At 68.5% G+C, this 19,941-nt stretch carries 14 protein-coding genes and 1 riboswitch; of the genes, 6 read left to right on the forward strand and 8 right to left on the reverse strand.

Annotated features, from left to right (window positions below; genetic code table 11):
• The first annotated feature begins 17 nt into the window (after positions 1-17).
• Positions 18-677: a COG4315 family predicted lipoprotein gene (locus G1H11_RS09515; protein ID WP_163818311.1), complete on the forward strand. Its 660-nt coding sequence runs from the start codon at positions 18-20 to the stop codon at positions 675-677.
• A gap of 59 nt (positions 678-736) precedes the next feature.
• Positions 737-1,681 carry a threonine/serine dehydratase gene (locus tag G1H11_RS09520; protein WP_343074839.1) on the forward strand — a complete coding sequence of 315 codons (945 nt, stop codon included), beginning with the start codon at positions 737-739 and terminating at the stop codon, positions 1,679-1,681.
• A gap of 69 nt (positions 1,682-1,750) precedes the next feature.
• Here G1H11_RS09520 and cobN read toward each other — a convergent pair whose 3' ends face one another.
• Positions 1,751-5,620, reverse strand: a complete 3,870-nt coding sequence (gene cobN, locus G1H11_RS09525; protein WP_163818313.1) for a cobaltochelatase subunit CobN — start codon at positions 5,618-5,620, stop codon at positions 1,751-1,753.
• A 51-nt stretch (positions 5,621-5,671) separates the two neighbouring features.
• Positions 5,672-5,815, reverse strand: a riboswitch (cobalamin riboswitch).
• Between the two features lie 629 nt (positions 5,816-6,444).
• On the opposite strand from cobN, the gene G1H11_RS25195 reads away from it, so the two are divergent.
• The gene (locus tag G1H11_RS25195) at positions 6,445-6,888 is read left to right on the forward strand and encodes a PDDEXK family nuclease (RefSeq protein WP_216843608.1); all 444 of its coding nucleotides are present in this window, start codon (positions 6,445-6,447) and stop codon (positions 6,886-6,888) included.
• A 93-nt stretch (positions 6,889-6,981) separates the two neighbouring features.
• Here the strand turns inward: G1H11_RS25195 and G1H11_RS09535 are convergent, their stop codons facing one another.
• A complete protein-coding gene (locus G1H11_RS09535; protein WP_163818315.1) occupies positions 6,982-8,049 on the reverse strand; it encodes a class I SAM-dependent methyltransferase in 1,068 nt (355 codons plus the stop codon).
• A gap of 180 nt (positions 8,050-8,229) precedes the next feature.
• Here G1H11_RS09535 and G1H11_RS09540 point away from each other — a divergent pair, with 180 nt between their 5' ends.
• Complete coding sequence (locus G1H11_RS09540; protein ID WP_163818316.1) at positions 8,230-8,952, forward strand: winged helix-turn-helix transcriptional regulator; 723 nt, start codon at positions 8,230-8,232, stop codon at positions 8,950-8,952.
• A gap of 103 nt (positions 8,953-9,055) precedes the next feature.
• On the opposite strand, the gene G1H11_RS09545 is transcribed toward G1H11_RS09540, so the two are convergent.
• Entirely contained in the window at positions 9,056-9,538 is a 483-nt protein-coding gene (locus tag G1H11_RS09545) for an OsmC family protein (protein ID WP_163818317.1), read from the reverse strand.
• 67 nt (positions 9,539-9,605) lie between these two features.
• Here G1H11_RS09545 and G1H11_RS09550 point away from each other — a divergent pair, with 67 nt between their 5' ends.
• Complete coding sequence (locus G1H11_RS09550) at positions 9,606-10,322, forward strand: VOC family protein (RefSeq protein WP_163818318.1); 717 nt, start codon at positions 9,606-9,608, stop codon at positions 10,320-10,322.
• The gene (locus G1H11_RS09555) at positions 10,319-11,026 is read left to right on the forward strand and encodes a GNAT family N-acetyltransferase (protein WP_163818319.1); all 708 of its coding nucleotides are present in this window, start codon (positions 10,319-10,321) and stop codon (positions 11,024-11,026) included. Before G1H11_RS09550 ends, G1H11_RS09555 begins: the two co-directional genes overlap by 4 nt.
• A 307-nt stretch (positions 11,027-11,333) precedes the next feature.
• On the opposite strand, the gene G1H11_RS09560 is transcribed toward G1H11_RS09555, so the two are convergent.
• From G1H11_RS09560 to G1H11_RS09580, 5 genes are all read right to left on the reverse strand, one after another.
• On the reverse strand, positions 11,334-14,714 hold the full coding sequence (locus G1H11_RS09560; RefSeq protein WP_163818320.1) for an ATP-binding protein: 3,381 nt from the start codon (positions 14,712-14,714) through the stop codon (positions 11,334-11,336).
• Positions 14,711-15,508, reverse strand: coding sequence for a DUF4194 domain-containing protein (locus tag G1H11_RS09565; protein ID WP_163818321.1), 798 nt, complete (start codon positions 15,506-15,508; stop codon positions 14,711-14,713). Before G1H11_RS09565 ends, G1H11_RS09560 begins: the two co-directional genes overlap by 4 nt.
• Positions 15,501-17,042 carry a DUF3375 family protein gene (locus G1H11_RS09570; RefSeq protein WP_246211216.1) on the reverse strand — a complete coding sequence of 514 codons (1,542 nt, stop codon included), beginning with the start codon at positions 17,040-17,042 and terminating at the stop codon, positions 15,501-15,503. The genes G1H11_RS09565 and G1H11_RS09570 overlap by 8 nt, the downstream gene beginning before the upstream one ends.
• 82 nt (positions 17,043-17,124) lie before the next feature.
• On the reverse strand, positions 17,125-18,711 hold the full coding sequence (locus tag G1H11_RS09575; protein ID WP_163818323.1) for a cobyric acid synthase: 1,587 nt from the start codon (positions 18,709-18,711) through the stop codon (positions 17,125-17,127).
• Complete coding sequence (locus G1H11_RS09580; RefSeq protein WP_163818324.1) at positions 18,708-19,724, reverse strand: cobalamin biosynthesis protein; 1,017 nt, start codon at positions 19,722-19,724, stop codon at positions 18,708-18,710. Before G1H11_RS09580 ends, G1H11_RS09575 begins: the two co-directional genes overlap by 4 nt.
• Positions 19,725-19,941 lie beyond the last annotated feature (217 nt).

Here is a 19,941-nt window from a genome sequence, read left to right on the forward strand (position 1 = left end):
GACCCCAGGAGGTCCGGATGAATCGCCGAAACCGAGTGCTCGCCGCCTTGGCCGGAACACTCGCCGTGGGTGTCTTCACCGCATGCGGGTCCGACGACGACGCCGCCACGACCGGCGGCGATACCGACACCACGATCAACGGTGAGACCGAGGACACCGACGCGGGCACCGACGACACCGAGACGGACGAGGACAACGACGCGGGCACCGACGACACCGAGACGGACGAGGACAACGACGCGGGCACCGACGACACCGAGACGGACGAGGACAACGACGAGGACGAGGACGACGACGCGGGCGGCGACGGAAACCGGGTGGAGCTGGCCGACACGGACCTCGGTGAGATCCTGGTAGACGGCGAAGGACGCACCCTGTATCTGTTCACGGTCGACGAGCCCGGTCAGAGCAACTGCGAAGACGATTGCCTCGACGCATGGCCCCCACTGGAAGGTGAGGCCACGGCAGGCGAGGGCGTGAACGCGGACCTGCTCGGCACCGTCGAGCGCAGCGACGGCAGCACTCAGGCGAGCTATGCCGACTGGCCGCTCTACTACTTCGCTGCTGACGAGACCCCCGGAGATCTGAACGGCCAGGGCGTCAACGACGTCTGGTACGTGATCGACGCCGAAGGCAATGCCATCGAGGACCTGCCCGAAGAGGACTCAGGCTACTGATCTGTGCTTCGGTGTACGGTGCGAGCACCAATGCCCCGCGCTAGGGCAGGATGGTGGGCGTGATCGACCTGTCCGACGTGCGCGCCGCCGAGAGCCGAATCGATGGATTCATCCGGCACACACCTGTCTTCGACCCGGGCCCCGTGTCCTCCACCCCGGCTGGCCGGGTGTGGTTCAAGCTGGAGCAACTGCAGCATTCCGGCTCGTTCAAGGCACGCGGCGCGTTCAACCGGATCCGGGCGGCTTGTGAATCGAGCGATCCCGCGGTGGAGGCCGGCGTCGTCGCGGCCTCTGGAGGCAATGCCGGGCTGGCGGTCGCCTACGCGGCGGCGGCACACGATCTCCGAGCGCAGGTCTTCGTTCCGGAGACGGCCCCGCCGGTGAAGGTCAAGAAGCTCCGAGAGCTCGGTGCTGAGGTGCGGCAGGTGGGCACCAAATACGCCGACGCGTACCAGGCGGCTATGGAACGCGTGCGCGACACCGGTGCGCTGTTCTGCCACGCCTACGACCAGCCGGAGATCTGTGCGGGCCAGGGCACGCTCGGGTTGGAACTGCTCGGGCAGACCGCGGGGGAGGTGGACACGGTGCTGCTGGCGGTAGGCGGAGGTGGGCTGATGGCCGGGGTCGCCGCCGCGGTGGAGGGGCGGGCCCGTGTGGTCGGCGTGGAACCGTCGTCGGCGCCCACCCTGAACGCGGCGCTGAGCGCCGGTGGACCGGTGGACGTCGAGGTCTCCGGGGTCGCAGCGGACTCCCTTGGCGCATCGAAGCTGGGTGAGATCGCCTATGCCGTGGCCGCCCGCGCCGGCGTCGGCTCGGTCCTGGTGGAGGACGCCGCCATCGTGGAAGCTCGCCGGCTGCTCTGGCACCGGTATCGCCTCGTGGTTGAGCATGGTCCGGCTACCGCGCTGGCCGCGCTGACGTCGGGCGCCTATCGGCCCGCGGAGGGCGAGCGCGTCGTCGTCGTGCTCTCGGGCGCCAATACCGACCCGTCGGACCTGACCTGACCCGATCCCCTTGCGTCCTGCAAGCCGAGGCCTCCGGCACTCGCCTTGCAGGACGCAAGATCGGGGCAGCTAGTCCTCGAGGTCACCTTCCGTTTCGAGCACGGCCTGCTGGAGCGCTTCCAGTGCCTCCGCCGACGGCTCGGCCCACAAGCCGCGCTGCGCGGCCTCGAGCAGCCGCTCGGCCATGCCTTTGCGCGCCCAGGGGTTGGACCGCCGGAAGAACTCGGCCACCTCGGGGTCGTTGACGTATTCGCGGGTCAGCGTCTCGTACATCCAGTCCTCGACCACTCCGGCGGTGGCGTCGTAGCCGAACAGGTAGTCGACGGTGGCCGCCATCTCGAAGGCGCCCTTGTAGCCATGCCGCTGCATCGCGGCGATCCATTTCGGGTTCACCACCCGGGCCCGGAAGACGCGCGCGGTCTCCTCGGACAGGGAACGGGTCCGGACGTGCTCGGTCACGGCGGAGTCGCCCACGTAGGCGGCCGGCGACTCCCCGGTCAGGTGCCGGACCATCGCCACCATGCCGCCGTGGTACTGGAAGTAGTCGTCGGAGTCGACGATGTCGTGCTCGCGCGTGTCCTGGTTCTTTACCGCCACCTGAATCCGGGAGTAGGCCTTCTCCATGTCGCCCCGCGCCTCGACGCCGTCCAGCCCGCGGCCGTAGGCGTAACCGCCCCATACCGCGTAGACCTCGGCGAGGTCGGCGTCGGTGCGCCAGTTCCGGGCGTCGACCAGCGGTAGGAGCCCGGCTCCGTAGGCACCGGGCTTGGAGCCGAAGATCCGCGCCGTTGCCCGCCGGGGGTCGGCGCCGTCGGCGAGATCCTCGCTCACGTGGGCACGCAGGTGGTTGACGGAGATGTCCTCGTCGAGTTCCGCGACGGTCCGGACGGCGTCATCGATGAGCCCGACGACGTGCGGGAACGCGTCGCGGAAGAACCCAGAGATGCGCACGGTGACGTCCACCCGGGGCCGCGGCTCGCCGTCCAGCAGCAGCTCCCCGGCAGGAACCACCTCGAAGCCGGTGACCCGCCGCGACGCCTCGTCCCAGACCGGCCGAACGCCCAGCAGCCAGAGCACCTCGGCGATGTCGTCGCCCTGGGTGCGCATCGCCGCGGTTCCCCAGACGGTGAGTCCCACCGATGTGGGCACCGCGCCGGTGTCCGCCTTGTGGCGCCGGAGCAACGAGTCGCCCAGTGCGACGCCGACGTCCCAGGCGTTGCGCGAGGGAATCGCCTTGGGGTCGACCGAGTACATGTTCCGGCCGGTGGGCAGGACGTTGACCAGGCCTCGGGTAGGCGAGCCGGACGGGCCGGGAGCCACGTAGCGGCCGTCGAGCGCGTGGACGGAATTGGCGAGCTCGTCTGTGGTGCGGGCCAATCTCGGTACCAGCTGTTCCGCACCGAAGCGCAAGACGTCAGCGACCTCGTCCACATCGGAGCCCAGCACGTCCACGACGACGCTCTTCGCCTCGTCCGGGCGCCATTCCCGGTCGGCGAGCTCCTCGACCAGCCGGCGGGCCACGTCCTCGAGGAGGTCGACGAGGTCGGACCCGGTGCGGGCGGCGACCTCCGGCGCGGCCGAGCTCGTGTCGCTGCGTCCTGCAGACTGAGGGTCAGGGCGCTCGCCCTGCAGGACGCTAGCGATGTCGAGCAGCCTTCGCACGCCGGACGTCTGCGCCACCGCGGCCCCCGGCTCGGCAAGCAAGGCCTGCTCGTCCAGGCCGGCCCACTCCGCGACCGCGCCGCGTAATCCCCGGTGCGATGTCTCACCGCCAAACACCTGCCGCGCTCGCAGCACGGCCAGCACGTCGTTGACCAGCTCGTCGCCCTCCGGTGCACGGCCCAGGATGTGCAGGCCGTCACGGATCTGTACGTCCTTGATTTCGCACAGGTAGCCATCGATGTGCAGGACGAAATCGTCGAAGTCCTCGTCGCCAGGCATTTGCTCGGTATGCAAGTCACGGTGCAGCTCGGCCTGGGTGACCAGCTCCCAGATCTGGGATCGGACGGTGGGCGCCTTGGCCGGGTCCAGTTCGGCGACGGTGGCGTACTCGTCCAGCAGCTGCTCCAGTTTGGCCAGGTCACCATAGGTGTCGGCGCGCGCCATGGGCGGAATCATGTGGTCGATCAGGACCGCGTGGGCGCGGCGTTTGGCCTGCGTACCTTCACCGGGGTCGTTGACGATGAACGGGTAGATCAGCGGCAGGTCGCCGAGGACGGCGTCCGGCGCCGAATCGTTCGACAGGCCCAGTCCCTTCCCGGGCAGCCACTCCAGGGTGCCGTGTTTGCCGAGGTGGACTACGGCGTCGGCGCCGAACCCCCCGGCGGAAGCCGGCTCCTGGAGCCAGCGATAGGCGGCCACGTAGTGGTGCGACGGCGCGAGGTTCGGGTCGTGGTAGATCGCCACCGGGTTCTCCCCGAACCCGCGCGGCGGCTGGATCATCAGGACTACGTTGCCGAACACCAGCCCAGCGATGGCGATCGCGGGTTCCGCGCCCGTCATGTCGACGTAGAGCTCGCCGGGCGGTTCACCCCAGGCGCCGACGACGCTCTCCCGCAGCGCCGCAGGTAGCGTGCGGAACCACTGGGCGTAGGTGGAGGCCGGAATGCTCGCTGCGGCGCCGGCGAGCTGCTCCTCGGTGAGCCATTCGACGTCGTGCCCGCCAGCGGCGATCAGGCGGTGCACTAGCGCGTCGCCAGGCGGCTGGCCCGAGCCGTCCTCGCCGGTACCGCGGCCGAGCGCGTCCAGCTCGAGATCCCCGATGTGATAGCCGGCGTCCCGGAGCCTGCGCAGCAGTTCGACGGCGCTGGCGGGGGTGTCCAGGCCGACGGCGTTGCCGACCCGGGCGTGCTTGGTGGGGTAACTGGACAGGACCAATGCGATCCGCTTCTCGGCGTTCGGCGTGCGGCCCAGCCGGGCGGTGCGCACCGCGATACCGGCCAGGCGCCGAGCACGCTCGGGATCGGCGACGTACTGAGGAACGCCCTCCGCACCGACCTCCTTGAACGAGAACGGCACGCCGATGATCCGGCCGTCGAACTCGGGAAGCGCCACCTGGGTGGCGGCGTCCATCGGGTTCATCGCGCCGTCACTCTCGGCCCAGGCAGCGCGGGTGCTGGTCAGCGTCAGGCCCTGCACCACGGTGACCCCGAGGTCGGCGAAGAGCGCCGTGCTCCACGCGTCGTCGTCCTCACCGGCGGTGGCCTTTCCGGCCACCAATCCGCCGCTGGCGAGCACCGTGGTGATCAGCACGTCGGCCCGGCTGAGGAGCTCTCGCAGCTCGGCGTACTCGTCGCGGTCGGTGCCGCGCAGCGAGTCGGTGAAGATCGGCAGCGGGATGCCGCCAGCAGCGTCGATCTGCTCGCAGAGGACGTCGATGAAAGCGGTGTTGCCGGAGAGCTCATGCGATCGGTAGAAGATGATCCCAACAACGGGCCCGGCCGCGAGTGCCCGGCCGTCGTCGCTGGCACCCTCCATGCGCTGCCCAGCCATGGTGTGGCGCGGAACCTCATGCACGCCGAAGCGAGGCTGCTCCGCCGGGGGTTCGAAGCCCTCGCCGGTCAGGAGGATCGTGTCGGAGAGGAACGCCGCCAGCTGGGCGAGATTGACCGGTCCACCCGCCACCAGGTACCGCTGCGTCTCGGTAGCCACGCCGCTGGGAACCGTGGAGAGTGCGTGCAGTTGCGCGTCCGGGCTGGCCTCGCCGCTGACGACCACCGTGGGCACTCCTGATGCGCGTACCGCTGCCAGCCCGTCGGGCCAGGCTTCCCGGCCACCGAGAAGCCGGACTACTGCGACGTCGACGTTCTCGAGAAGTGCTGGGACGTGCTCAGCCGAGGTGCGCGATGGATTCGCGACGGCCCACCGGTCATCGGCGCGGATCGCGGTCAGCAGGTCGGTGTCGGCGGTGGACAGGAGAAGCAGGCGTGGCACGGCCATGGTGTCCTCTCTCGGGCGTTTCCCGCACCCGGATCGGCGGACGACGCCTGGCAGTGTCCTGGCTCCCGGATCGACGCTGGTCCTCAGCCTTCCCAGGCGTGCTGCCCAGTGGCCTTGTTCGAGGACCGGCTCCCCGGTCACAGTCGCGGGACGGCCCCGGGTTCGGGCGCTGATGCGCTCTCACCGGTGTTCCTGCCATGACGTCGGAAGGTCGTTGCCGATCCTATCTGCAGGACCTTCCCCTGCGTCCGGCAAGGTGTGGCCCGGAGCGCTCGGGCTGCAGGACGTTGCCTTTCGTTTGTCCACAACTGCCTCGTATTGCGTTGAAGTGACGATGCTGGCGCGGCAGAGTCACATCCGTGCGCTACCCAGACGTCGAAAGGCTCGCCGCCGATCAGCATGGTGTGATCTCACGGCGTCAGCTCTATGCGCTCGGTCTGACCAGATGGCAGGTCAAGGCGCAGCTTCTGGCCAGGCGGTGGCGGAAACACGGGCGACAGAGCATCGCCACTCACACCGGGGATCTGAGCCCGCCCGCCCTGTGGTGGCGTGCCGTGTGGGAGGTGGGCGGGGATGCTGCACTCGACGGGGTCACTGCATTGCAGTCGGCGGGCCTAGAAGGATTCAACTCTCCGGCCATCCAGGTGTCCGTCTCCCGCGGTGCCAGATATCACAAGGTTCCAGGTGTGCGCGTCTATGAGACGCGACGCCGCAGGCCGGGCGATGTAGTCGGGAGCGGACTACCGCGGGTGCGGCCCGAGGTGGCGGCGGTGCGCGGTGCGCTGTGGGCAGTGTCGAACCGGCAAGCCGCCCTAGTCTGGTTGATGGCGATTCAGCAGCGGCTCGTAACGGGCGTAGCGCTGGCCGATGCCTTCGGCACCGTGAAACGTCACCGGCGGCGGCGGTTCTTGCGGACGGTCCTGGCCGATGTCATTGACGGTGTGCAGTCGATGGGCGAGCTGGACTTCGCTGGCATGTGTCGCGCCCGCGGGCTGCCGGAGCCGACCCGCCAGGTGGTGCGTCGCGGCCCACGTGGGCGGGTATATCTGGACGTTTACTGGGACCAGTGGGGCGTCGTCGTCGAGATTGAAGGGGCGCAGCATCTCGATCCCGCAACGTCCATCAATGATGCGCTGCGGCAGAACGAGCTGTTCATCCATGGCGACGGTGTGCTTCGGTTACCGGTCATAGGTCTCAGGCTTGAACCCGATGCGTTCATGAATCAGGTGGCGAACATGATTGCTCGCAGCCGGCGTCGCGCCGCGTAACGTCCTGCAGGCCGCCCCCGTTGCGTCCTGCACGGTGTGGCCCCGAGCGCTCGGGATGCAGGACGCAACGTTCGCGGGTGAGGTCGCGGGATTTCAGGCAGCTGGGCGACGGCCGTACGTCACCGCGTGGACCGGCGTCAGTTCCAGGTGGCCGATCTCGGTGAAGTCGTGCCGGGTAAGCAGGTCGTCGTAGGCGGACCGGGGCAGGAGCTGGTCGTCGATCTGGGCTTCGAAGAACTGGATGCCCTGCAGGATCCGGCCGGGCGCGGTGCGCAAGGCGTCGTCGTTCTCCGGGAAGGGAAAGTCGGAAATGCAGAACCACCCGCCGGGCTCCAGGGACTGCCAGACGCGCTGTGTGACGGTGTCGATGTCGCGGCACTCGTGCATGGTCAGGTTGGTGACGACGACGCCGAACTCTCCGGGCGAGTCGAGGTCCTCCAGCGGTGTGTGCAAGAAGTCCACGCGATCCGCGACGCCAGCTTGGTTGACGCGGTTTTTGGCCAGCTCGATCGACACGTGGTCGCCGTCGATGCCGACGACGTGACACTGAGGGTAGTGCTGGGCGAGCCGCACCAGCCCGAGCCCGAGACCGGAGCCGAGATCGGCGACGGTGGTCCCGGCGGCCAGACTCTGCGCAGCACCTGGAATCCGATCGAGTGCCCCGGGGACGAGCCGCGTGTAGAACGGCATGGCCGTCCTGGACACCGCGGTGATCCAATCGCTGCTGCACTCGTCCCACCAGAGCCGCTCGCCGGAGCTGAGTACGCGCTCGAAGCGGTCGAACGCCTCGCGCTGGGAGAATATCTCGAACAGCGCCCCCGCGTAGGCGGGAGAGCTCTCGTCGAGCAGAAGGGTGCTCATCTCCGGCGCCAGGGCGAACCGGTCGCCGGCAGCGCGGACCCCGATGCCGTACGCGATCGCTCCGCGGCACCACACCGCGACGTAGAAAGGATCCAGGCCGAGACGCTTCGCCAGCTCGTCGGCCGTGGCTGGTCCCTCGGCCAGCGTTGCGACCAGGCCGCTCCGCAGGCCGAGGGCGATGGCACGGTATCCGGCGTATCCGGCCACGTGAGAGAGGAGCACCCCCGCCTGCTGCTTGATCGGTGGTGCACCCAGAGCGTTGGGTTCGGGAACGGATGGTGCCGGGTGGGCGACGGTCATCGAAGGCCCCCTTCAGCGGTGCCCGGACCGGCTGTCCGAGCGGCTACCTCCAGGCTCGCGAACCGGTGCCGCGGCCGGCTAGTTCTCGATCTGTACCTGGGCGATACCAAATCTGTACTGGTGCCGGGCGGTTCATGGGTCTAGCCTCGAAGGCATCTCACGTCCTTGGGGGGGAAGCCGATGGGCGAATACGGACAGTTCTGCCCGATCGCGAAGGCGATGGAGATCCTGGATCAGCGCTGGACCATGCTTGTGATGCGGGAGATCGTGTCAGGCAGTTCTCGGTTCAACGAGATCCGGCGAGGCGTGCCGAAGATGTCTCCGGCGTTGCTCTCCACCCGGCTCCGGCAGCTGCAGCGCGTCGGCTTGATCGAGCGGCACTCGCGGGACGGCGGCATCGACTACACGCCCACGCCCGCAGGCCAGGAGTTGAAGGACGTCCTGGAGACGGTGGGCCGCTGGGGAGTCCGATGGGTCGGCGAACTCGGTGAACAGGATCTCGACCCGCATCTCCTCCTCTGGGACATGCATCGCAGGATCGACCCGAGCCGGGTTCCCGCGGGCCGGACCGTGCTGCTCATCGAGTTCACCGATCTGGCCGGAAGCGCCGCGCGCTGGTGGATGATCCTCGACTCGTCGCCGGCGGGAGCATCGGCGGATGTCTGCGATTTCGATCCCGGATTCGGCGTAGACGTGCGACTGAGCTGCAAGCTTCGTACGCTGGTCGACATCTGGATGGGGACTCGCTCGTGGTCCCAGGCGCAACGTGCGGGTGAGCTCTCCGTGGACGGACAGCGCGGCGCTGCTCGGGCGCTGCCGGGATGGTTCCAGCTCTCGCTCTGGACCGACGTGCCCCGGCCCTCGGAACCGTCGACGGTGAGCGCGTTGCATCCCGTGAGCTGACACGATCTGAAACCCAAGCTACGGTGCCGGCTCCAGGCCGATCTCGGCCACGAATCCGCCGTGCTGGGTGAAATGAGGACTGTTCAGAGTGGGTTTCCCAGCATCAGGCATCCGGCGTGACGTGAGTCTCGGGGGCATGCCGGACAGGAAAGTTCACCGATCTGGCGATGAAGCACGTGGAGTGAGCGTCCTCGTGTAGCTCCTGCGCCTTGTCGATCATGGCCGGATCCGTGACCGTGACGGCGGGTCGGAGGAGTACTTCGCTGAACTGGCCGGAACCGTCGCGCTCCAGGACCATGGTGCCGAGCGGCGTGTCGACGTAGTGTGTGACGACCACGCCCGCCACCGCCGCCAGGTGCAGGTACGCCAGCATGTGGCACTGCGCGAGGGAGCTGACGAGCAGTTCTTCGGGATTCCACCGCTCCGGCTCGCCACGGAAGGTGCGATCGGCGGATCCGGGAATGGTGACGGTCTTTCCTTCCGCTGAGACATCGTGGCCGCGACCGTAGTCGCGGTAACCGGACGTACCTGTCCCGCGGTTCCCGGTCCATTCGACCGTGACCTGGTAGTGGTGCGATCTCTGCATCGACGACCCCTTCGCGCTGGATGAAACCTCACCGTACCTGTCGGCATCGCGGTCTATTCTCGGGTCCATGAGTCTGGCTACCTGGCACGCCCTGCACATGGACGCCACCGACGCCGGCCTGCTGGCAGGTTTCTGGTCCGCTGCTCTGGGCCGCCCGCACGCATTGCTTCCGGATGGCGGATACAGGCTGGATTCCGAGGGAGACAGTGCCGGGCTCTGGATCGATCCGGTACCGGAGCCGAAGTCCGTCAAACACCGGATCCATCTGGACGTGGACGTCGGTTCCGTGGACGGCCTGCGTTCCCTCGGTGCTGCCGGGCTGCGGGAGCCTACCGACGAGGACAACTGGTGGATCATGGCCGATCCCGAGGGCGGCGAGTTCTGTGCGTTTCCGCGGGACGGCAGGCCGCCGATGCCGGGGCGCCTCTACGAGGTGGTGGTCGACTGCGCCGATCCGCACGCTCAGGCCGACTGGTGGGGTCGCGTCTTCGGCATACCCCGGGAAGGGGAGCCGCAGCAGCACTACGCGGCGCTGGAGAGTGACGGGAAGCTGCCGTTCGACTTCCTCTGCTTCGTACCAGTCCCCGAGCCGAAGGTGGGCAAGAACCGGATCCACTGGGACGTCGTGTGTTCAGAGGTCGACGAGCTGGTCGCCGCCGGCGCGACGGTGTTGCGCACACCCGACGACGAGGTCTTCTGGCATGTCCTGGCCGACCCGGAGGGCAACGAGTTCTGCGCCACTACGCGCGGAATGCGGCAAGATGAGCGGCAGGAGGATGTGTGACTGGTTCGGATCTGGATGCCGTTAAAACCGAGCGCCTGCTGGTACGCCTGCCCCGGGAGGCCGACCGGAACCGATTCGTCGATCTCTTCTGTAACGAGGACTTCATGGTGTTCTACCCAGGTGTCCTCACCACGGAGGAGGCCCAAGACCGGTTCGATCACATGGTCGCGGTCTGCCAGGCCGTCTCGTTTGGCAAGCAGCCGGTGGTTGAGCTGTCCTCTGGGCGCGTCGTTGGGTACACCGGCGTCGACTACATCGACTTCGAGGGCAAGACCTGGCTGGAATGGGGATACCGGCTAGTGCCGGAGTGCAGGGGCCTCGGGTATGCCACCGAGGCCAGCGAGGCTCTGCTGGCCAAGGCTCACCAGACGTATGCGGGCGAGCTGCTGGCCATCATCGCCCCGGAGAACCTTGCCTCACAGAACGTCTGCCATAAGCTCGGATTCACATTCTGGAAGCAGGCGCCGGTGCAGGGCGATATCCGCAACCTCTACACCTTCCTGTCGGAGAACCCGCCCTATAGACCAGGTCAGCCAGACCATAGGGAACAGCGGGCGGTCTATAACGGCTCCGGCGAGCAGCCGTCCGCAACCGATGTCGGCTACCGAACCGGTGTGGCCATCTCGCACAAGCTCGGCGAAGGCGGCGAGCATAGCCCGGTCCAGGGCTTCGCCGCCTATTCAGCCTTCACGACCTCGGCGTAGTCGACGGCGACGGTGTCGTAAGCCACTCTCGTGGCTCGCAGAGTGGGGCGGCTCCGTCAGGCGCAGGACCCTACCCTGCGAGCGGACCCGACGAGCGGCAGCGACCGCTGAAAAAAATGTCTCGGCAGCAACGCGGTGGTGCCCGTCCGGTGCTGACGGTGAACCCGCCCGACACGGCCGGTCACTGGCCGACACGAGGGCCCAAGCTCGCTAGTTCTTTATGGTGAGCATTCTCTGGACTCGCATGTCAGCTCGGTCCCAGCTGTCCCGGGGAGCTACACCCAGGCATGAAATCCTGCTTTGAGCGTCAGCCCAGCCGCTGCGCGGAGTGTTCGGCGAACCCGGTGCCCCGCGACGCCAGCTCGCTGAACGTTGCCGACGTGGCGCTCGAGCGCGCCCCGTCGGGACTGACCCGCTTGTCCACCAGGACGGCCTGCCCGATGAAGGGCTCCAGGATCCCCGACATCCGGATCGGAGCGGCGATGATGAGCTGGAAGCCGAACTCGTCGAATGCGGCGAGGGCCTGCTGGGAAAACGCCTCGTCGGACTTGCTGAACGCCTCGTCCAGCATGAGTGGCGCGAAGTGTGGCCGGCCATCGGAATCGGGATCGGCGAGGTTGTAACTCAGCGCCGCGGCAAGGCAGAACGCCACCAGCTTCTCCTGCTCGCCGCCGGAACTCGATGCTGTGTTGCGGTACGTGGCCACGACTTGGCCGTCGCTGCCGCTCTCCACGCCGTAGAAGAAGTAGTTGGTACGCACATCCAGTACGGCCACGCGCCATCGTCGCGACTCGGCGTCGTCGTCGGTGAAACGCGTCATCAGCGTCCGGACCCGGCGGAACTGGGCCAGGAGCTTGTCCTGGTCGCGCCGTGCGGCCGGGGCGTCGCGCAGCAACGCGTCGACATTGCGGCGGAACTCCTTGACCTCACCGGGCGGATTGGCGCGGTAGGCGATCTGCAGATGCGTTCCGGCGTTGAACTCGACCCGGGACAGACCCGTGTTGACCATGGCGATGCGGCTTTCGATCTCCGTCGCCGCGTTCTCGATGGCGCGCTGCAGCACGCTGATCGACGGAACCATGTCCTCGCTGATCATCTGCTGGAACCTGCCCATGGCGTGCGGCAGCCGCCGCCGGACGATGTCGGCGTGCAGCGCGGCGAAGTCGGCGCCGGAGCGCTCGACGTCGCCGCTGGCGTCCGGCGCGGAGTCCGGCCACTCCTCGACGAACCGCTCGATGGCCGCTTTGACCTTGGCGTAGGCGTACCGGCGGTCGGCATCGGCGGTCTCCCGACGGCGTTCGAGCTCCTTGCGGAATGCCACTCGGACCTGGCCGATGTTGTCAGGCGTCACAGGCAGCTCGATGTCGGCGAACACCTCATCGAGGTAGGCGCGGTGGTCCTCGTCGCTGATCTCGTGCGGCTTCTCCACCTCCCGTTCGAGTATGTCCAGCCAGGCGGTGCGCCGCTCGGTCAGCGCGCTGAGCTTGTTGCGCACGTCGGAGCAGGCATCCGAGACGGACTGCCACCGTGTCTCCGCGGTGGTGCGGTCGTCCTCGAGTCGTTGCAGGTCGACGTTGTCGGCCTTGAGCTGATCGATGCGCTCGGCATACGCCTGTGCACCGGCCGCGGCGGACCAGTGATCGAGCTGGGTCCAGCTCTCGTAGCCGCCGAGCTGCGACGCGGCGTCGATGGTGGACTCCAGATCGCGGTAGCGGCGATCCAGAGCTTCCGCGTCCGCGCGGGCCTTCTCCTCGTCGGTGGCGAGGCGGCCGGCCTCGGCCTCCACTGCGCGGCGCTTCGCCGTGACGTCGCCGCCCAGGATGTAGGACGCGGGGTCGGTGAGCTCACGCCGGTCGTCCTTGCGGTAGTGGCTGCCGGGCAGCTTCACCGTGCCGCGCACCGTGACGGCGATCCGGTGCTCTTCCAGCTCGTCGGTGGTCTCCACACAGACATGGTCGAACCGGGACGCCAGCTGCCCGGCCAGCCATGGCCCGCACGGATGTGACTCGTCCACGGTGAGCTTCCCGGCCAGGGTGCCGGCCTTGGGACTCTCGGGTGCCTCGGTACCCTCCGGCACGACGCTGTACTCGACCACGCCGCGCATGTCGTGATTGTCGACGAACGCCTGCACCGCCGTACGGTGTCGTTCCGGAACCAGCAAGCGCAGCCCGTATGCGCGCAGCACCTTCTCGGCCGCGGGTCGCCAGCGCTCCTCGTCCGCAGCCACGTCGATCAGTTCGGCCGCGTAGGGCAGCTCGTTCACCGGCACCCCGGCGCCGTCGGCGATGGCCTCCCGCCGCTGGGTCTCGCGTGGCGGTATCAGTGAGCGGGAGCCGCCCAGCGAGTCCAGCTCCGCGACCTTGGCTTGATGCCGCTTGCGGGCCTGGCCGGCGGCGGCGAAGACGGCGTGTCGCCGCGGTTCGATCTCGTCGCGTTCCTTCGTGGCCTCCGCGATGATCCGCGGGAGGCTTTCGCGCAGCTTTGAGAAGGCCTTCTCGTCCTCGGGGCAGGGCTGGCCGATGCGCTCGACAAGGCCACCGTAGGCCCGATAGGTGCGTTCGCGTGCGCTGGCCTCGCCGCTGGCGGCCTCGTACCGGAGCTTGACGTCTTCGAGAACCTGGCCCTCGCGGCGCAGTTGCTCATCGAGCGACACATAGGCGGCTTTCGCCTCCTCGTACCGCCGCTCGTGTTCCCCGAGGTCCGCGTCGAGGACCTTGATCTCTTGGTCCAGCCCGTCCAGGGCGTCCCGAATGGCGCGCACATGAACGCCGCGGACGTACTCCTCCATCGGGTCGCCGAGCAGGGCCTCGGCAAGCGTGTGCGTGTGCCCGGATTCCCGGTACGCTGACCAGTTCTCCGGCACGTCGCGCAGCACCTTCTCCTGCGCGTGGGCCCGCCGCGCCGTCTCGTACGCCTCGTTGAGCGGGGTGAAAGCGTCGAGCATCTTCTGCGCGGCGTCGAACGTCGCCGGCTCGTCGAGCATGTTGCCGCGGATGAAGAGGTTGAGGTCGCCGACGTTCTTCATCGCTTTCGCCTTGCCCAGAAGGGACAACGCGGTCTTGGAGCCACCCAGGCCGATCCGTTTGCCGAGCTCACGCATGTAGGCGGCCTGGCTCTCCGGATAGTGCGCGGGATGTTTGGCCTTGAACCACCGGGTGTCGAAATTGCGCTGCGCCCACTCGTCGAGCACGGTGAGGTCGAGGTGGCCGTGGTGCAGCTGGAACATCGTCTTCATCGACGCGCCATCGGTCTCCGCGCCGGTGAACCACTTCACCACCACTGCCGTGGTGGTCGCGTCCACACCATCGGAGTAGGTAGCGGCGATGGCCGACCAGGTGGGCTTGCCGCCGCGCAGGTAGCGCACCTTGGACCGGTTGTGCTCGTCGTTCGTCTCCGACCAGGCACCTCGGACATAGTCCGCGACGCTCCGGGTCGCCTGCTTGGCGCCGCGTACATTGAGGTCCGCCGAGGCGTTGAAACGCTGATCGTGCGTGGGAAGCAGCACCGCGGAGTGGGCGTCCATCAGGGAAGACTTGCCCGAACCGGACGGGCCGGTGAACAGGACACCGCGCTCATCGATGGGGAGGTCCTTGTAGCCGTTGAACGTTCCCCAGTTGATCACTTGCAGCCGGATCAGCCGGAACTGGCCGAGGAAGATGGTGCGGGGGCCGGGATGGTCAGGCGTCATAGGTCGATCCCTTCGGCGGCCGGCTCTTCGGTCTCGACACCGTCGCCGCCTTCGGGCACGGCCTCGCCGCGGGCGATCGCGCGATAGCGCTGGGTCAGGGCCTCGACCCGGTCCGCGGTGAGGATCGAGGTGATGACGCCGTGAATCACGTACCGGTCGGTTCCCTTCACCGGCTTGATGATGGCGGCGTCGTCGAGCGACTTGATCGCGGCGGCGACCTTCTTCTGGAACGACGCCTCGTCGGTGTCGTCGCCCCGTTTGTACGCCATCATGTAGTCGATCATGTCCGTGGACTCGACCACCGGGCTCTCCGGCGAGGCGAGGTACTGCTGATAGAGGTAGAGCGTGAGCGTGCTGGCGGCCAGGCTCAGTGTCTTGGTGCGGAGGATGGCACGGCTGTGCGGGCTGGGGTCGTCGGCCTGGCGGGTGAAGGCGTAGCGGTGCTCGTGGTTGATCTCCAGCAGGAGGCCGAGCTCGGACAGGCGGCTGCGTAGCTGCTTCTCGTGCTGGAGCAGCACCGCCCAGTGCTTGCTGTCCTTGCCGCTCACATGCGGGGCCGCCACCAGTTCCTGCAAGGCCCAGCAGACCTGGGGCGGTAGCTGGCTGGTGTCCCCGTCGAAACGCGGCTCGAACGCCGCGGTGCCGACCCGGGTGCCGGGAGCGTCGCTCGCGGAATCGTCGAAGACCTCCGTGGGGTCGAACGTGGAGGGCGGTATCGCGCTCTCTTCGGCGAACAGCCCGTCGTCGTCGGCCATGGGAAGCCCGGAATCCATCACGCTGGGCGTATCAGCCATCGGCGGCCTCTTCCAGAAGGAGAGCTTGCTTGCGCAACATTCGGTGGCGGGTGAGCGGCGCCGCGGGGTCGGGGATCGGCTCCGCGAACTCGATGGAGGGCAGACTGATCTCGCGGACCCCCCGGAGCGTGTGGACGCGTGTGCTGACGCGCTGGCGTGGATCGACGACGCCGCACCGGGCGGCCAGCGACCACAGCCCAATGACGTCACCGGTCCGGGGCTCGTCCAGGTGATCGAGCACGTCGGGCATGGTGGCGGATCCACTGGTGGTCCGAAGCGCGGCATTGACGGCGGTTCGCAGCGCTGCCCAGTCGATGGACTCGCGCCCGACGAGAGACGCCGGGTCCATCGCGAACTCGTCGCCGGATCCTGTGATCGGATCCGGCGGGTCACCGATGCCTTCATGCATGCGCAGCCGCCCCGCCGACATGGTCTCGGCGCTGCTCATCGGCAGGACGAATCCGACGTCCCGGCCACCGTGCGTGTGCTGGAATGCCTCCGCGGCGGCGGCCTGCGCCTCGTTGACGAGGACGCGCATGCTGCGGTAATGCAACGCGTCACCGCCACGCACGAAGTTGTTCATGCGGCGGAATGCCACCGCGCGGGCCTCTTCCACTTCCCGCACGCGATCCCACATGGCGTCGATGAAGCCGGCCAGTGACTCGACGATGTCGGCGGGCAGGTCTTCGACGTGCGTGAGGATCTGCTCGATGTCCGCCTCCAATTGAGCACGCTGGGACGGCATGGCGATCAGGGTGGCGAAGGCCCGGAAGGCCTGTCCCTCGGCGGCCTCGGAGATGACATCGTGCCCCTCGAACATCCGGTCCAGCGATTCGGCGAAGGCGGCCGGATCGTCGCCGAGGCTCTGCCGGATGAGCGCGGTGGTGTTGGCCTGCATCTGCTCGCCGTAGCGGGCGATGTCCGCGGGTATGCGCTCGGTCAGCTGGGTCAGAGCGGTCACCTTGTCCACCAGCTCACGCTGGTCGACGGCGGGTGCATGCTCGTCGTCGAGCGCCTCTCGCTGCGCCGTCAGCATCGCGATCTGTTCGTCGATAGCCTGCCTGCGTGCCGCCGGATCCGGGCTCGCCTCGGTGGCGATCTGCCGGATCTCCGCCATCACCATCGACAGCGCCGACTCCGTGGCCAGCGACGTGTGCCGCTGCAGGTTGCGCATCTGCCGCACCGCCTGGCTGGCCCCGGATGTCAGCTGATACCGCTCGGTGTGGGTGGCGGGGTCGATGCTGCGCCGGACCCAGCCCTTCTTGGTCCAGCGGCTCAGCAGTGCGTCGGCGTCCGGCGTGGTGGCCGGCGCCGGTTCTCCGTCCGCGGGCAGATGGCCTCGCATCGGGCCGGTCAGGTCGGCGTCGATCTTGGCGGTGAGGGTCTCCCCGTCCACGATCTGCCCGTCGCCGAGGTGCGCCGCCATCAGCGCGAGGTGCAGGAGCGCGTCGTTGGAGCGGAGCAGCGACATCGTCACATCCGCCGAGGCGTTGGCCCGGAATTCGCGCCAGAGTTGCTCGGCGTTGCGCTCCATCCCCCTCACGCGTGGACACGATAATCCATGGCCCGGCGCGACGACGAGTCGTCTCAGCCGCTCGTTGCGCACGCGGTGACGATCACCGGGGCGTGGATAGGACAGGGAGGCCGCCAGGAGGGCCGTGCTCGATGAGGCGTAGCAGCGCCGTTGTGTCGAGGTGGGTTTCCACCGCGTCGGCCAGCCGATTCAGCATCGTCTCCCGCTGCTCGGTGAAACCGGGTGCCGCGGCCGGACGCCAGCTGTGCCCGATCGTCTCGGCGATCTCGACCAGCCAGGCGCGGCGGAAGTCGTCGTTCTCGAACGCGCCGTGCCAAGTGGTGCCCCACACGCTTCCGGCCCGCCAGCCGTCCAGGAACCGCTCGTAGCGTCCTGCAGAGCGTGCGTCCCGGCGCTCAGTGTGCAGGACGTCGGCGGGCGGAGCGTCGTCGTTGCGGGTGGCGACGCCGTGGTGGATCTCGTAGGCGGCGACGTCGTGCCCCCGCCACGACCCCGTCGGCCGGTCCAGCTTCTTGTCCGTGCCGAACGTCACCTCCGTCGGCAGCAGCCCCAGGCCGGGCACGGTGCGTCCGGATTCGACGGGATCGACGATCCGCTCGGCCAGCATCTGGTAGCCGCCGCAGATACCCAGCACCGGGAGACCGGCGCGGGCACGGGCGACGACGGCCGTGTCCAGGCCGCGTCCTCGCATCCAGGTCAGGTCGGAGACGGTGGCCCGGCTGCCGGGCAGGACGACGAGGTCGGCGGCGCTCACCACACCCGGATCGGCGGTGAGCGTCACGGTGACGCCCGGTTCGCACGCCAGCGCGTCCACGTCGGTGGCGTTCGATACACGGGGAAAGCGCACGACGGCGACGGTCAACGGCCGGCTGCCACCACTGCGTCCTGCAGACCGTGCGTCGGGACACTCACTTTGCAGGACGCTGCTCTCGGTCCAGCCACCGATGGCCAAGGCATCTTCGGAGTCGATCCACACCCCGTCGAGCCAGGGTAGGACGCCGTAGACCGGCCGGCCGGTGAGTTCGGTGATGCGGTCCAGGCCGGGGCGGAGGACGTCGACGTCACCGCGGAACTTGTTGATCACGAAACCGGTGAGGTGCCGCTGGTCAGCGGGGTCGAGCAAGGCGAGCGTCCCGTACATGGCGGCCAGCGACCCGCCGCGGTCCACATCCGCGACGACCACCACGGGCAGGTCGGCGTGTCTGGCCAGGCCCATGTTGACGTAGTCACCGGTGCGCAGGTTGATCTCCGCCGGGCTGCCCGCGCCTTCGCAGACGACGGCGTCGAACCTGGCCCGCAGCTCCGCCAGCGCGTCGAACGCGGTCTCGGCCAGTGCCTTCCGGCCGGTGGCGTACTCACCCGCTCGCAGCACGCCGTGCGGCTTGCCGAGGAGCACCACGTGGGAGGTGCGGTCGCTGCCCGGTTTGAGCAGCACCGGGTTCATCGCCGCTTCCGGCTCCACTCGGGCGGCCATCGCCTGCACCCATTGAGCGCGGCCGATCTCGGAACCGTCGGTGCAGACCATGGAGTTGTTCGACATGTTCTGCGCCTTGAACGGGGCCACCCGGATGCCCTGGCGGGTCAGCCAGCGGCAGATGCCGACTGTCACCAGGCTCTTGCCGGCGTCCGACGTCGTACCGGCCACCAGCAGACCACCACCGCGCGTCACGGGCGCCGCCCAGCGGTGATCCGGCGCGCGACGGCCAGTCCGATTATCCGGCCGACGACGACGCCGGCCAGGGAGCCCACGGAGACCGCGCGGGAGAGGCGGACCGCGCGTGGGATGTCGGCCGGTGTCACCGGCGGTCCGGACCCCAGAACCGGCCGTTCGTCCACCCCGTACGCGTACACCGTCCGGCCACCGAGTTGCCGGCCGAGTGCTCCCGCGAAGGCCGCCTCGACCACGCCCGCGTTCGGACTGGGATGCCGGTGCGCGTCACGTCTCCAGGCTAGGACGGCGTCGGCCGGACGGCCTCCTACGAGCGGCGCGGCCGCGGCGGCCAGCGCCCCGGAGAGTCGGGCCGGCAGAAGGTTCGCCAGGTCGTCGACCCTGGCGGATGCCCATCCGAAGTTGCGGAAGCGTTCGTTCTTGTGCCCCACCATCGCGTCGAGCGTGTTGACGGCGCGGTACGCGGCCAGTCCCGGCAGGCCCGCGACGGCACCCCAGAACAGGGGAGCGACGACGGCGTCGGACGTGTTCTCCGCCACCGACTCGACCGTCGCCCGGGCGAGACCGGCGGGATCCAGGGATGCCGGGTCCCGTCCGCACAGATGGGGCAACCGTTGCCTGGCCGATTCGAGATCCCCGTCGCTGAGCGAGCGTCCCAGGAGTTCGGCCTCCCGGGTCAGGCTCCGGCCGCCGAGCACCGCCCACGCGGTCGTGGCGACGGCGGTGGCCCGGGTGAGGTCGCCTGCGGACCATCGGTGTCGTGCCTGCCGTTCCGCTGCACGGCTCCCGAGCCGGGCGAGTGACCGGTCGACCGCCACTCCGGCGACGACGGGTATCCCTACGGCGACGGCTGTGTGCAGGGCGCCGCGTCGTCGTGAATCCGCCCACCAGGTGCGTTCGAGGACGCTGGCCGCGCGGCCGAAGCCGGCTACAGGATGGCCGCGCCGGGGGTCACCGAGGACGGCGTCGGCGACGAGTCCCGCGACGAGTCCGGCGGACGTGGCGACCATCACTAGGCGTTCTCGTGCTTCACCATGCCTGCAGGCCTGGTAAAGCACGGAAAGGCATGGTTTACATGATCATTTGGCAGGGGTGTGGCGGTGGGTGGGTGTGGAATGTGGCATTCTTTCATCGCATCAGGTCTCTCGCGTTCGGGGAAAGCCGGTCCGAATCCGGCGCTGTCCCGCAACCGTAGACCACCTCCGCGGAAGCGAAGAGCGACGGGCCAAC

It is taken from the genome of Phytoactinopolyspora alkaliphila (assembly GCF_010550695.1).
Lineage (GTDB): Bacteria > Actinomycetota > Actinomycetes > Jiangellales > Jiangellaceae > Phytoactinopolyspora > Phytoactinopolyspora alkaliphila.

What these genes read in the sequence shown, in the direction of transcription:
- cobN (WP_163818313.1), bottom strand. Translation starts at nt 5,620, where the DNA reads ATGGCCGTGCCACGCCTGCTTCTCCTGTCCACCGCCGACACCGACCTG.
- G1H11_RS09535 (WP_163818315.1), bottom strand. Translation starts at nt 8,049, where the DNA reads ATGACCGTCGCCCACCCGGCACCATCCGTTCCCGAACCCAACGCTCTG.
- G1H11_RS09565 (WP_163818321.1), bottom strand. Translation starts at nt 15,508, where the DNA reads ATGGCTGATACGCCCAGCGTGATGGATTCCGGGCTTCCCATGGCCGAC.
- G1H11_RS09560 (WP_163818320.1), bottom strand. Translation starts at nt 14,714, where the DNA reads ATGACGCCTGACCATCCCGGCCCCCGCACCATCTTCCTCGGCCAGTTC.
- G1H11_RS09540 (WP_163818316.1), top strand. Translation starts at nt 8,230, where the DNA reads ATGGGCGAATACGGACAGTTCTGCCCGATCGCGAAGGCGATGGAGATC.
- G1H11_RS09515 (WP_163818311.1), top strand. Translation starts at nt 18, where the DNA reads ATGAATCGCCGAAACCGAGTGCTCGCCGCCTTGGCCGGAACACTCGCC.
- G1H11_RS09545 (WP_163818317.1), bottom strand. Translation starts at nt 9,538, where the DNA reads ATGCAGAGATCGCACCACTACCAGGTCACGGTCGAATGGACCGGGAAC.
- G1H11_RS09570 (WP_246211216.1), bottom strand. Translation starts at nt 17,042, where the DNA reads ATGGAGCGCAACGCCGAGCAACTCTGGCGCGAATTCCGGGCCAACGCC.
- G1H11_RS09550 (WP_163818318.1), top strand. Translation starts at nt 9,606, where the DNA reads ATGAGTCTGGCTACCTGGCACGCCCTGCACATGGACGCCACCGACGCC.
- G1H11_RS25195 (WP_216843608.1), top strand. Translation starts at nt 6,445, where the DNA reads ATGGCGATTCAGCAGCGGCTCGTAACGGGCGTAGCGCTGGCCGATGCC.